This is a genomic window from Campylobacter gracilis, from assembly GCF_018374135.1.
GTDB lineage: Bacteria > Campylobacterota > Campylobacteria > Campylobacterales > Campylobacteraceae > Campylobacter_B > Campylobacter_B gracilis_A.
Genome location: NZ_JAHAFS010000012.1, coordinates 57,460 through 70,898, shown reverse-complemented (window position 1 = coordinate 70,898; position 13,439 = coordinate 57,460). Strand labels below are relative to the sequence as shown.

General features: G+C 48.4%; 9 protein-coding genes. 8 read left to right on the top strand and 1 reads right to left on the bottom strand.

Going from position 1 to position 13,439, the window contains the following annotated elements; genetic code table 11:
• Positions 1 to 29 precede the first annotated feature (29 nt).
• From KH703_RS06955 to KH703_RS06940, 4 genes are all read left to right on the top strand, one after another.
• Positions 30 to 2,267, top strand: coding sequence for a nitric-oxide reductase large subunit (locus KH703_RS06955; protein ID WP_304295193.1), 2,238 nt, complete (start codon positions 30 to 32; stop codon positions 2,265 to 2,267).
• 258 nt (positions 2,268 to 2,525) lie between these two features.
• The gene (locus tag KH703_RS06950) at positions 2,526 to 2,969 is read left to right on the top strand and encodes a GatB/YqeY domain-containing protein (RefSeq protein WP_304295192.1); all 444 of its coding nucleotides are present in this window, start codon (positions 2,526 to 2,528) and stop codon (positions 2,967 to 2,969) included.
• 257 nt (positions 2,970 to 3,226) lie between these two features.
• A complete protein-coding gene (locus KH703_RS06945) occupies positions 3,227 to 3,844 on the top strand; it encodes a hypothetical protein (RefSeq protein ID WP_304295191.1) in 618 nt (205 codons plus the stop codon).
• A gap of 200 nt (positions 3,845 to 4,044) precedes the next feature.
• Entirely contained in the window at positions 4,045 to 4,533 is a 489-nt protein-coding gene (locus KH703_RS06940; protein WP_304295190.1) for a hypothetical protein, read from the top strand.
• Positions 4,534 to 4,871: 338 nt separating this feature from the next.
• Here the strand turns inward: KH703_RS06940 and KH703_RS06935 are convergent, their stop codons facing one another.
• Positions 4,872 to 7,118: a hypothetical protein gene (locus tag KH703_RS06935; protein WP_304295189.1), complete on the bottom strand. Its 2,247-nt coding sequence runs from the start codon at positions 7,116 to 7,118 to the stop codon at positions 4,872 to 4,874.
• 205 nt (positions 7,119 to 7,323) lie between these two features.
• On the opposite strand from KH703_RS06935, the gene groES reads away from it, so the two are divergent.
• From groES to ispG, 4 genes are all read left to right on the top strand, one after another.
• Positions 7,324 to 7,587 (top strand): co-chaperone GroES, encoded by a 264-nt coding sequence (gene groES, locus KH703_RS06930; protein ID WP_005871710.1) that lies wholly within the window; start codon positions 7,324 to 7,326, stop codon positions 7,585 to 7,587.
• A gap of 12 nt (positions 7,588 to 7,599) precedes the next feature.
• Complete coding sequence (groL, locus tag KH703_RS06925) at positions 7,600 to 9,237, top strand: chaperonin GroEL (protein ID WP_304295188.1); 1,638 nt, start codon at positions 7,600 to 7,602, stop codon at positions 9,235 to 9,237.
• Between the two features lie 596 nt (positions 9,238 to 9,833).
• Complete coding sequence (locus KH703_RS06920) at positions 9,834 to 10,901, top strand: hypothetical protein (protein ID WP_304295187.1); 1,068 nt, start codon at positions 9,834 to 9,836, stop codon at positions 10,899 to 10,901.
• A gap of 775 nt (positions 10,902 to 11,676) precedes the next feature.
• Positions 11,677 to 12,744, top strand: coding sequence for a flavodoxin-dependent (E)-4-hydroxy-3-methylbut-2-enyl-diphosphate synthase (ispG, locus tag KH703_RS06915; protein ID WP_304295186.1), 1,068 nt, complete (start codon positions 11,677 to 11,679; stop codon positions 12,742 to 12,744).
• The last annotated feature ends 695 nt before the right edge of the window (positions 12,745 to 13,439 follow it).

Sequence of the window (13,439 nt, the reverse complement as noted above, 5' to 3'; positions counted from 1 at the left end):
CACTCCTAATTTCAGTTAAAGGAGTGAAAATGGCAGAATTTAAGAAGCTCTGGATGGCGCTTGTAGCGGTGCTCATCGTGGGCTTTAGTTTCTTGGGTTTTTACGGCGGCGAGGTGTATAGGCAGTCTCCGCCGGTGGTAAAATTTACCGATGCTAGCGGCAACGAGCTAATCAGCACCGAGCGTATTTACCGCGGGCAGGAAGCCTGGCAGAGCATCGGCGGTATGCAGGTGGGCTCGATCTGGGGTCACGGCGCGTATCAGGCGCCCGATTGGAGCGCGGATTGGCTGCATAAGGAGCTGGTTGCGTTTATGGATATCAAGGCGCAGGAGCGCTTCGGAGCGAAATTTGACGCTTTGAGCGACGAGCAAAAGGCGCAGATTAAGGCGCTTACCAAGGCCGAGTACCGCACCAACACCGTAAAAGACGGCGCCGTTAAACTAAGCGATGATCGCTTAAAGGCTATGGCGGTCGTAAAAGACGAGTACATGGGCGTTTTCGGAAACGATCCGCGCTTTAAAAAGCTTCGCGAGGATTACGCGATGAAGGAAAACACGCTCGCAAACGAGCAACACCGTGCCGAGCTCGTGGATTTCATATTTTGGACTGCGTGGGTGGTTTCTACGGATCGTCCGAGCGGAGAGGCGACCTATACCAATAACTGGCCGCATGAGCCACTGATAGACAATGTCCCTACCACGGAAAACGTCGTTTGGACGATCGCAAGCCTCGTTATTTTGCTTACCGGCATCGGTCTTTTAGTGTGGTTTGGAAATTTCTACGGCAAAAAGGATGAGGATTTCGAGGCTCCTGCGAGGCTTAGCGCAGATCCGATCGCCGCTTTAGCGCTTACGCCGTCGCAAAAGGCGCTCGGCAAGTACCTTTTCGTAGCGGTTGCATTGTTTGCATTTCAGGCCTTCATCGGCGGCTTCGTTGCGCACTATACGATCGAGGGTCAGTCCTTTTTCGGGCTTGATATTTCGCAGTATATCCCTTACTCGCTAGCGCGCACCTGGCACGTGCAGGCGTCCATTTTCTGGATCGCTACGGGCTTTTTGGCGGCGGGATTGTTTCTAGCTCCGATCATCAACGGCGGCAAGGATCCGAAATTTCAAAAGCTCGGCGTGGACGTGCTTTTCTACGCGCTTCTTTTCTTGGTCGTCGGCAGCTTCGCGGGCGAATACATGGCGATTGCGGGCAAGATGGATCCAAGCAGCAGCTTCTGGATCGGACATCAAGGATACGAGTATTTAGACCTCGGTAGAATTTGGCAGCTGATACTGTTCGTGGGCCTCGTGATCTGGATGGTGCTCGTGCTGCGCGGCTTTATCGCGGGCTTTAGAGCCGAGGGCGATAAGAATTTATTAGCGATCTTTACCGCTTCGGTTATCGCCGTGGGGCTTTTTTACGGCGCAGGGTTATTTTACGGACAGCGCTCGCCGATCCCTGTGATGGAGTATTGGCGCTGGTGGGTCGTGCACCTTTGGGTCGAGGGATTTTTCGAGGTTTTCGCAACGGCGTCTTTGGCGTTCGTGTTCGCGTCCTTAGGCTTAGTAAGCAAGAAATTTGCTACCTACACCTCGATTGCTAGCGCGTCGATTTTCCTAATCGGCGGAATTCCTGGCACCTTCCACCACCTTTATTTTGCGGGCACCACTACGCCGATAATGGCTGTGGGCGCGAGCTTCTCGGCGCTTGAGGTCGTGCCTTTGGTGCTTTTGGGTTCGGAAGCGTTTCATTACTACAAGCTTCAATTCGCGCAGGATTGGGCTAAGCGCCTAAAATGGCCGCTTTACTGCTTCATCGCCGTAGCGTTTTGGAATATGCTGGGCGCGGGCGTTTTTGGCTTTTTGATCAACCCGCCGCTTGCGCTATTTTACATCCAGGGCTTAAACACCACCGCAGTGCACGCTCATACGGCGCTATTTGGCGTATACGGCTTTTTGGCGCTCGGCTTCGTGTGGCTCGTGGCGCTGTATATTTACAAAGACAAAAATTTTGACGATACGCTGATGAAGATCGGCTTTTGGGCGCTTAACGCGGGTCTGCTTCTAATGGTGCTGATTTCGCTATTACCTGTCGGAATTTTGCAGGCGTTTGCGGCGATCGACGTAGGTATGTGGTACGCAAGAAGCGCGGAGTTTTTGCAGAAAGATAGCCTCTACGGGCTCCGCTGGGCGCGTATCATCGGCGATACAATCTTTTTGGTTGGAAGCGTATGCTTCTTGCTTCAAATCGTGCGAATGATATTCTCGCGCTCTAAATAGAGCCTTTGCGAGCTTTTATCGCTTGCTTTGCCTCGCAGGAATTTTTGTTCTTACGGGGCTTTTAAATTTTACTAGGCTTCGCGCGAGCCTTTCGTGCGTGAGCTTATTTTCGCGGACGATATCCGCGCGAGCTTTAAGCTTAGCCGCAAATCGTGCTAAATCTTTAAAATTTTAAAATTTAATCCTCTTAAATTTACCCGAGCCAAATTTTAAATTTGCTACAATTACCGCCGAAATTTCAATCTCAAGGAGTGGAAAATGGGTGTGCGAGAGCAAATTTTAGAAGACATTAAAACGGCGATGAAAAGCGGCGATCACTTCCGCAGAGACAGCCTGCGGATGCTTAACGCCGCGCTTAAGCAGGTCGAGGTGGACGAGCGCATCAGCCTTAGCGACGAGCGCGTCTTTAGCATACTTCAAAGCGAGATCAAGCGCCGAAACGACTCTGTAGAGCAGTACCGTGCGGGCGGTCGCGACGATCTGGTGCAAAAAGAGCGGGGCGAGATCGAGATCATCGCGTCTTATCTACCCGCGCAGCTAAGCGATGCCGAGCTTGCCGCCGAGGTTGGCTCACTAATCGCGCAGCTCGGTGCGAGCGGCGCAAAGGATATGGGGCGCGTGATGAAAGCCGCCAAGGAAGCGCTCGGCTCAAGCGTGGACGGCAAGCGGCTGAGCGAGGCGGTCAAAGCGGCACTGAAGTAGAGCCGGGATTTAAAAGCCGTGGCTTTTGCTTCTCGGCGGAGTTTTACGGAGAGGAATTTGTGGCTGGAGCTTTGCTGAGCGCAGAATTCCGTATCGAAATTCCGCACCCAAAATTCTGCGCCGGGATTTTATAGCGCGGAATTTGGCACTGAAATTCCGAGCGTGAAATTTAAAGCGCGAAATTTCGCTGCTGAAATTTTTAAATAGAGTTTTAGCCGTGGAATTCATACGTTAATTTAAAATTTTAAAGGACTATCATGAAAAAATTTATCGCGGTTTTACTAGCTGTCCTGCTTGTGGGATGCCAGTGCAAACAAAACGTAGTGCCTGGGGCGAACGAAACGCCCGAAAAGATCACAGCATTTTTCATAAACGACGGTAAAGAATACATCGTAGGCGAGAAACTCAGCTATGTGCTGACGGACGGCTCGTCGCTTAAGAATATCTCGGAATTTTACGATGGCGGATACGCCAAAGGGCTTAAGCGCGAGTTTGTGCAGATCGAAGTAACCGATGCTAAAAACGGCGAGGCGCGCGGCAGCTTCAGTGCATTTTTGAATTCCGCAGCCGGTGCAGATGTCGCCAAAATCAAAGCTTTAGCAGATCGCATCGAAATCGATGAGAAAAAAGGCGAGATAGAAGCGATTTTCTACTTCGATGCGCGCGTCGTGCAGATCAAAAATCTTAACGAAATAATGAAGCCTAGTGATAGGTTGCGCTCCCCAATCCCAGCCAATATCGAGGTTAGGCCTGAACGCTGCGAGGGCAACGCCCTATTGTATACGATAAGCACCATCGTAGCTATACCGATAATAATCGTGGGAACAGTGCTATTTCTACCTGTGGTGGCGATGCAGGAATATAGCCCGCGATAATAAAAGCCGTGAAAATTCCGTATCTTGCAGCGAAACTTACAATGTAATGATCGATGAAGCTCGGCGAAATTTGGCATAACTTAGATCGTAAGTTTGATCTATTTATGATCGCATTTTATTTGGCGGCGATGTGGTACGGATTTCTTTTTGGCTTGAATCCGAAAAGCTTAGACGACCTGAAAATTGCACACGGAATAATCATGGATGTTGGAAGCGATGATGAGCGCGAATATATGCAGATTTTTACGGACGAGTGCAAATTTATCAAAATCTTTTTAAATGGCGATACGGATAACTTAACCTCCTTTTATAAAAATAAAATTTTGCTCAATGCAGCAATTGCTGAAGCTAATTTTAAGCGGACAGGAGCAGACGAGTGGCAAGGCGTAAATATTAAGCCTTCTATCTCGTTAATCGCATACGAATGGCTAGAAGGCAAGCGAGTTAAAGCTTGGTATCAAAGCCGTCCGTTTCCGTTTCAAGATCGCGGCACGGCATATCAAGTTTTATTTTTGGATTACAATGCAAGCATATATCCGCCGCAGCGCGAGTATCTGATGAAATTCAGATATGACAAATACGCTGCGATGGATGATAAATTTACAGCTATGGTATTTGGAGCTTTGACACTCATTTTTCTTGCGATTATGGCGGGTAAATTTTATCAAACATTGCGCCGCGAATTTTAAGTAGCATCGGATAGCCTGAAAACACGGCGCGCAGTATTGATATGAAGCATTTTAAAAGACTCTAGGCTTGCGGCGTGCATTTCATTGCGGATAGCGGCGCAAACAGGATAAGCTTACGACGATAAATTCAGAGCGTCATTAAAATACAGGCCGAAACGAGATTTAAAATTTAGATAAATAGCGTGCGCCGAGTTTTGAAATTTTGCGGCTTTGTCTGCGCCAGCTAGCGCTAAATTTTAGAATTTAAACTGCGCGAGATTTCAAAATTTCAAAATTTTAAATCTCGCGCTCGTTTAGCAGGATCCATAAATTCCAAACGTCAAATGGGGGCGGATGGGCTAAAATAGCCCATTTATCAGTCCCTTAATCGCGTCAGATTTTTCCTTTTTCGCGTCGTTTTTGCTGCTGTTATCGTCCTTTTTTACGCCGAAAAGTTTGTCGATACCCTTGCCGATCTGCTTGTCGAGCTTGCCCTTTAGATAATCCGATTGGATATTGTATTTCGGCTCTTTGATCGTGCCGGTGATGTTTATTTCAAGATCGGTCTTTTCGATATTTGCTTTAACCGGTACCGAAATCGCGCCCGTTTTGCTATCCAGCGTGCCACCGGTGACGTTTAGCTTGCTTTTTTGCGCGCTCATATCGGCGTTGAAATTTATCAAATTTTGCTTGATCGTGCCGTTTACTTTGGCGTCGTTATAGACCTCGCCGCCTAGATCGCGCCCTAAAATTTTACCGATTTTATCGATCAATCCGCCGCTAGGAAGGCGGCCGTTGTTGATGATCGCGTCGAATTTGCCGCTGTGCGAGCTCGTATTATACGTAAGATTTGCGTTGCCCGTGCCGTCGTAGACGTGATCGATATTTAGAAGCGTCGTAAGCTCTTTGACGATAAAATTTTGGATTTTAAAGTTCGCTTCATCGCCCGCGATCTGTCCGTTTAGCTCGCCGCCCGCGACCTTGGAATTTATGGTCGCAAACAGGCTCTTGCCGTCATGCGAAAGCTCGCCCGTCGCAGCAATTTTGCCGTTTAGTCTGCGATTTAAGAAAAACTCTAGTCGCTGCAAGCTCGGGATCAGCAGCGCGTAGTTTGCTTTAAGCGCTTTGTTTTTGAGTTCATAAGTGCCGTTTAAGCTCTGAAGCTGCGCCAGATCGGAGTTTGCGCTAGCGCTAAAGGTCGCGACTGAGTTTTTGATATTTGTCTGCGCCTGCGCGTCCGCTTTTAGATCGCTCGGGAAGTTCTTGCCCGTCGCGCCGTCTAAAAATTTCTTAAAAATCGCGCCGTTAGCGAGCGAAATTTGCGCCGTGCCGTTGATGCCGTCTTTTAAGCTTAACTTCGCATCGCCGTTTATCGTGCCCTCTCCGATGGCGCTACCGTAAAACAGAGCCGAAAGCACGGCCAGATTTAGGTTGCTCGCCTTAAGCTTTAGATCGCTTAAATTTCCGTTCGCATTCAGGTTGCCGCCCATCGCGTTTAGATTTAAGTTTAGATTTTTAAGCTCATTTTGCGCTAGAGCCGCGCTAAGCTCGCCGTTTGCCTTGCCCTGCAGCTTCACTCCCAGGACGTTTTGCAGCGCGGCTAGATCGTTTGCATTTAGCTTCGCGGACAGCTCGCCGTTTTTGTTTTTCAGGTCAAATTTGGCCTCCGTATCCGCTTTAAGCGCGTCTCTAAACGCCGAAATTTGCGAGTTTGAAAGCTCAAGCGTAGAAAAATCGGTCTTTAAATTTCCGTTTGCTTTAACGTCGCCAGAAATTTTACGCCCGAGCAGGCTTTCGAGCTTCGCTAGATTGGGCAAATTCAGATTAAAATCTGAGTTTAAAGTTTTGTTTTTCAGATCAAATTCCGACTTTTCGGCGCTGATTTTGCCTAGCGTCGAATCGATCTTGCTTGCTGCTCGCAAGACGTCATTTTGCGCCGTGATGTCCGAGTTTAGCGTGATCTGCACGCCTTTTGGGATGGAGATATTCATATCTTTAAACGCAGATTCGTTTAGGATCAAATTTGAGCTTTTGATGCTTGCGTTGCCCTCTGCGCCGCCGCTGCTAGCCTTGATGTCCGAGAGCACGTCGATATTTCCTTTTGCGTAGATCGGCAGTGAGGCCACGGCAAGGGCTTTTTCGACATTTAGGCCCTTAGCGTCGATTTGCAGATCAAGTGGTTTAAGGTCTTTTAAATTTGCTAAAAATTTTACGTTGCTATCAAAAATCCGCCCGCTGCCGTTGATGCCGAATTTGTCAAGATCGCCCAAAATTTGCCCTTTGAGGCTTAGCCCTTCGCTCGTTTTGATGCCGAGCTTGGCTAGATCGTGCGCATTTGCGTCGTAGTTAAGATCGAAAGAGCGCGCAAAAAGCGAGTATTTGCCCTTTACGTTTACGCTCGCAGCATCATTTACGTTGGCGCTGATGTCCAGATCGCCGAAATTTAGATCGAATTTCTCAAGCTTCACGTCAAGGCCGCTTTTTTCTTTGATCAAATTTTCTACGTAAGGCTTGGTAAGATTGTTGCCAAAATCGCTGAAAAATAGGCAGCCCGCGCCTACGATAAGCAGGATTAAAATTCCTGCGATTATGCCGAAAATTTTCATTTCGTCCCCTTAAAATTTAAAATTTGAGGGTATTATAGCCCTTAAAATTTAACGTTTGAAATCTCAATACTTGAGTTCAAATCACTAAAGTTTTATAAAAATTTTTCATAAACTATTGACAAGATTTTAAATTTTGCATATAATCTTAGCACTCAAACACATTGAGTGCCAATTTTAGAAATCACAAATCAAAGAAAGGACTGAAATGAAATTTCAACCACTTGGCAAGCGCGTTCTAATCGAGCGCGAGGAGGAAACTAAAAAGACCGCTTCGGGTATCATCATCCCCGACAATGCTTCAAAGGAGAAGCCTTCGACCGGCAAAATCGTAGCCGTCGGCAGCGAATGTGAAGGTGTCAAAAATGGCGATACCGTAGCGTTTGCAAAATACGCAGGCAGCGAGATTAGCTTAGATGATAAGAAATACCTTATCTTAAATTTAGAAGATGTTTTAGGCATAATTAAATAAAAAGGATTGAAAATGGCAAAAGAGATTATTTTTTCAGACGACGCAAGAAACAAGCTTTACGCAGGCGTTAGGAAGCTCAACGACGCTGTAAAAGTTACGATGGGACCTCGCGGTCGCAATGTCTTAATCCAAAAGAGCTTCGGCGCTCCTGCGATCACAAAAGACGGCGTAACCGTCGCTAAAGAGATTGAGCTAAAAGATACGCTAGAGAACATGGGCGCTTCTTTGGTGCGCGAAGTAGCGAGTAAAACCAACGATCAAGCAGGAGATGGCACTACTACAGCAACCGTGCTAGCTCACGCGATCTTTAAAGAGGGTCTACGCAACGTAACTGCGGGCGCAAATCCGATCGAGGTTAAACGCGGTATGGATAAATTTAGCGCTGCGATCATCGAGGAGCTAAAAAAGTCCTCTAAAAAAGTAAGCGGCAAAAAAGAGATCGCTCAGGTCGCTACGATCTCTGCCAATAACGACAGCGCGGTGGGTGATCTGATCGCAGACGCTATGGAAAGAGTCGGTAAAGACGGTGTTATCACTGTCGAAGAGGCAAAATCGATCAATGATGAGTTAAACGTAGTCGAAGGAATGCAGTTTGACCGCGGCTATCTAAGCCCGTATTTTATTACAAATGCCGAGAAAATGCTAGTCGAGCTCGGCTCGCCGCTGGTTTTGCTATTCGATAAGAAAATTACAAATTTAAAAGACCTGCTACCGGTTTTGGAGCAGGTTCAAAAAAGCGGCAAACCGCTTCTAATCATCGCCGAGGATATCGAGGGCGAGGCGCTTGCGACATTGGTCGTAAATAAACTTCGCGGCGTACTAAACATCTCCGCGGTCAAAGCCCCAGGATTTGGCGATCGCAGAAAGGCGATGCTTGAAGATATCGCGATTTTAACGGGCGGTACCGTCATCAGCGAAGAGCTTGGCAGAACGCTAGAAAGCGCTTCTATGGCTGATCTCGGACAAGCCGAGCGCATAGTGATCGACAAAGACAACACCACTATCGTAGGCGGCGCGGGCAAGAAAAAAGATATCGATGCGCGCGTTTCGCAGATCAAAGCTCAAATAGCCGAGACTACGAGCGATTACGACAAAGAGAAGCTTCAAGAGCGCATGGCCAAGCTTAGCGGCGGCGTCGCGGTCATCAAGGTGGGCGCTGCGACCGAAACCGAGATGAAAGAGAAAAAAGACCGCGTGGACGACGCTCTAAACGCAACCAAAGCAGCCGTAGACGAGGGTATCGTAATCGGCGGCGGCGCTGCGCTAATCAGAGCCGGACTTAGCGTAAAGCTAGCTCTAAGCGGCGACGAGCTTATCGGCGCAGACATCGTTAAACGCGCGCTTTTCGCTCCGCTTCGCCAGATTGCCGAGAATGCGGGATTTGACGCGGGTGTCGTAGCAAATAAGGTCGAGCAGGGCTCAGACAAAAAATTCGGCTTCAACGCCGCAAACGGCGAGTACGTCAATATGTTTGAGGCAGGTATCATCGATCCAGTCAAGGTTGAGCGTATCGCGCTTCAAAACGCGGTCTCCGTCGCAAGCTTGCTTCTAACGACCGAAGCGACTGTAAGCGAGATCAAAGAGGAGAAACCTGCAATGCCTCCAATGCCTGATATGGGCGGAATGGGTGGCATGGGCGGAATGATGTAGTCCCATAGGAGCGTCATTCGGCGCTCTTATGCTATTGCAACGGCGCTGCAAGATTTTGCGGCGCCGCGAAATGCTTTATGCGCGGCGATGTTTTAGCTATACGCCGCTAAAATGATATGTGCCGCGTTTTGGATATGTCTAAGACGCGGCGATTTATTATGAATTAGCGATTAAGCGGTGTGATTTTTAGTCATTGCTTGATCTGATAAATTTCGTATCTCATCGCAAATTTAGGATTTTGCTGCATTATCCTTTAACTTAAAGGCTTTATCTGAACTTGCTTTTTACCTTAAATTCTGACTTGCCACTCAAAATTTAAGCGCAGAATTCTAAAGCTTTAAAATTTTATCAGCCCTCCCGCCTAAACACTTACAAGATAAAATTTTGTCGTGGTGTAATATTTTTTTTGTGATAAAATTTTATTGCCAAACAGAATCCTAGCTGCGGAATTTTTAAAGCTTAGCCTTTATCCAGGTTTTTATCTGGCGATACGGCTTGGAATTAGAGCTGAGATTTCATAGCCTCACTCATTAAATTTAACGCGGCTTAATCTAAGCTTTGCTAAATTTCGCCTAAAATCCATGGAAAGGAAAACGATGAAAAATTTAGCTCGTATCTTTTTAATCACGTTCATTTTGGCGAGCTTCTCTAGCGTTTTTGCTGCGCAGCAAAGCCACAAATCGCCCGCCGCGCAGCAAAACCATAAATATAAAATTTCATCTCAAAATCTGCGAGCCAAAGATCATTCGAGTAAAAATATAGCGGCAAGATCCTCTGCCGAGCCACATGCTAAAAAACCTGCAAATGCTAAAAGCCTTTCAAATTCCAAGCTCACAAAAAATACGCGTGCATCTGGGGATTCCGCTAAAAATTCCACGCAAAAAAGCGCGAAAAATTTCACTAAAAATCCCGGGCAAAATTCCGCATCGCATTCTGCGAGAAATAAAGCACCTAGGCGCTCAGCCAATCGATCAAGCAGTCAGAATGGAGCTAGCAAGAGCCTAGTCGCGACGCTGATGCGTTTGCCAAAGACCCGCATCTATGAGGATGAGGTGCCAAACGCCCGCGATACGGAGCAAACTTACAGAGGTGCAGATATGCGGAGAAGCGTAAGCGCGCAAACCCATGGAGGCGCGGATGAGCAGACTGACAAAATCGTAGACGCACGAACTCGCAAATTAACGACGACTCAAATTGTACAGCCGCAAGCTCGCCACGGCTATAGTGCAGCTCGTTCTGGCACTATGGAGCATACAGCAGCCGCATCTCATTCGAGCGCCACGAAATATACGGCTCGTCAAAATGCTCGCGCGCCCTATCTTCCCACATCTGCTCGCTCTAGCCGTGCGATAGGGCGCCCTGGCGGTAGCGCGCTTAGTAAAATACAGTCGCCGGAGAGAAGTAATGCGCTAGGGCAAGGTGCTGCGATGCGTTATGATGAGCGTTGGGCGAAGCCCGCTCCACAGCCGTACGAGCCTGCGCCTGAGACCGAGAAAAAGCGAGGGCTAATATTTTCGTCGCAGTGGGGTCCCGCCGCGCCGAAAAGTAAGTGGCAGCAGCACGAAGCCCCGACGGATGACGCTTCGTCGCGCAATGAGTCGGTGATGGATATGTTGCAGGACAAGATGAGCAGGGTCAAGGTGAATATGGAGCTGGTGCGCTAGCCTAGGCGGCACGCCGGCGCAATTTATATGCGTAGGCGGGTTAATTTTGCTTCCTCTGTAAGAACGGCGCTTGCATTGCAAAAACACGAACGCTGATGTTTTTTCGGCTTTGTCGCCGTGCGAAACAATACTCCCTACTGCTGCAATTAAAAATAAAATTTTCATATTTCATCCATGCGCTTTGAAATTTCACGGCTGCATGCCGCGCTGCTAGGATAAACCAGACTACACTCGTTTTGCGCGAACGAGCGCTGCGACGATACTGCGGATAAAATTTCGCCGAAATTTCAAAAGCTTAATTTTGTAATTTTACGTCGCAGGACTTCGCCCGCCTCGCCTACTAAATTCGCGGAATTTTGCTTGGCCGCGTAGTTTGTTAAATTTCGCTTGCCATCAAATTTTGTAGAGTTTCATTTGTCGCCGGAATTTTTATAATTTTATTAGATGGCGGAATTTTATAGAACTCTATTCGCTCAAATTTCGCGGCGAAATGAAATTTTTTGCAAGCGCGAAAGCAAAATTTAGCGGGTAAAATTTTGCAGGCAAAATTTTAGCAGTGGTCAGATGGCGCTTTGTTAATCGTTAAGTTCCATTGTTTGCGCGGACTATAATAAATTCCGCGTAAATCACGGCTTTGCTATGCTTTTTATTTTCCCTCATCGTGGCTTTTATTATAATCCTGCAGGCGAAATTCTACGGCGGCTAGCGAGTGCGAATTATTAAATTTTAACCCCGTTTTGAATAAAATAGCGCAAAAAATTCTAAAGGCTTAAATTTGAAAAATCGCTATCCGACCCGCCAAATCTCCGTCGGCTCCGTCAAAATCGGCGGCGGCGCGCCCATCTCCGTGCAGTCGATGAGCTTTTCTAAAACGAAGGACGTGGAGGGCACGCTAGAGCAGATTAACCGCCTGTATTTCGCGGGCTGCGACATCGTGCGCTGCGCCGTGCTCGATAAGCAGGACGCGGACGCGCTCGCACGTATCAAAAAAAGCTCGCCGCTTCCCATCGTAGCGGACATCCATTTTAATTTTCGCTTGGCGCTGCAGGTTGCGGAGTTTGTCGATGCTATCCGCATCAATCCGGGCAATATCGGCGGCAAGGACCGCATTAAAGAGGTCGTGCGCGCGTGCAAAGCTCGCAGCTTACCCATCCGCATCGGCGTAAATTTGGGCTCACTCGAGGAGCAGTTTGAGCAAAAATACGGCCGCAGCACTGAAGCAATGGTGCAAAGCGCGCTGTATAACGCCGCGCTGCTGCAGGATGAGGACTTTAGCGACATCGCGATCTCGCTTAAGACTTCGGACGCGCCGAGTACGGTGGCTGCGTATCGCGCGCTGCGCCCCCTGTGCGAGTATCCTTTTCATCTGGGCGTGACCGAGGCCGGGACGAAATTTCACGCGAGCATCAAGAGCGCGATCGCGCTGGGAGCACTTCTGATGGAGGGGATCGGCGATACGATGCGCGTGAGCATCACGGGCGAGCTTGAGGAGGAGATCCGCGTCGCGCGCGCGATCCTGCAGGATGCGGGCGTGCAAAAAAGCGGCGTCAATATCATCTCGTGCCCTACCTGCGGGCGTTTGCAAAGCGATCTGCTAAGCGCGATCAAAATCGTCGAAGAAAAAACCGCGCATATCAAAACGCCGCTAAACATCAGCGTCATGGGCTGCGTGGTAAATGCGATCGGCGAGGCGAAGGGCGCGGACGTGGCGATCGCGTTCGGCAATGGGCGCGGTATCGTGATGCGCCACGGCGAAGTGGTCGCCAAACTCGAGGAGAGCAAGCTCGTGGAGCGGTTTTTGCAAGAGGTCGAGGACGAGGTGCGGGTTCGCGAAGGCGCGTGATAGCTGCGGAGCGCCTAGCGGCTTAAATGTCGCTATGACGCGCGGCTTGGGCGGCTCAGCCCTGAATTTCGGCGCGCTTGGCTAGTTGTAGTTTGCTCGGCGTTTTAAGGCGCTCTCGGGCTCATCGCGGTTCGTTTAGGCTCATCGGTACAGCGCGTCTTGGCGTGAAATTTTAAAATTTCATCTTAAGGCAGCGCTTTTAATTTGAGCCTTTGGAGAGTGCAGCTTAAAATTTCGGGCTTAGAATTTTAGCTTGAAATTTCGTGTGAAATTTTTGAGTTTAAAATTTTAGCTTTGAAATTTGGGCTAAAATTTCGGCTCCGAAATTTTGCCTTGAAATTTCGTTTTAAAATTTTAAACTCGCGATTTGAAGTGAAATTTTATAGCGCAGAATTTGCAGTGTAAAATTTTAAGGCGCAAAATTTTAAACCGTAGGGCTCGGCTGCGTAGAGTTAAAATTCGGCGTTCAATACCAGCCGCGTTAATTTAATGCGCTCACGCTCACGACAGCCGTGCGGGCTCCTGAGCTTAGATGAGCCGCGTAAGCGCCGGACGTGCTGTTTTGCGAAACAGCGGGCGAATGTTAAATTTAAATGCCGCGGCTTCGGCTCGTATTTAAGGCGCTTGAAAAATTTCAAGTCGCGACGTTCGGTTTAAATGTAGCAACATTCGCTCGCTACGGAGTGAGCATAAAA

Bases quoted from the DNA above. Each gene is read 5' to 3' on its own strand.
- groL (WP_304295188.1), top strand. From the start codon at position 7,600: ATGGCAAAAGAGATTATTTTTTCAGACGACGCAAGAAACAAGCTTTAC.
- KH703_RS06945 (WP_304295191.1), top strand. From the start codon at position 3,227: ATGAAAAAATTTATCGCGGTTTTACTAGCTGTCCTGCTTGTGGGATGC.
- groES (WP_005871710.1), top strand. From the start codon at position 7,324: ATGAAATTTCAACCACTTGGCAAGCGCGTTCTAATCGAGCGCGAGGAG.
- KH703_RS06955 (WP_304295193.1), top strand. From the start codon at position 30: ATGGCAGAATTTAAGAAGCTCTGGATGGCGCTTGTAGCGGTGCTCATC.
- KH703_RS06935 (WP_304295189.1), bottom strand. From the start codon at position 7,118: ATGAAAATTTTCGGCATAATCGCAGGAATTTTAATCCTGCTTATCGTA.
- KH703_RS06940 (WP_304295190.1), top strand. From the start codon at position 4,045: ATGGATGTTGGAAGCGATGATGAGCGCGAATATATGCAGATTTTTACG.
- KH703_RS06920 (WP_304295187.1), top strand. From the start codon at position 9,834: ATGAAAAATTTAGCTCGTATCTTTTTAATCACGTTCATTTTGGCGAGC.
- KH703_RS06950 (WP_304295192.1), top strand. From the start codon at position 2,526: ATGGGTGTGCGAGAGCAAATTTTAGAAGACATTAAAACGGCGATGAAA.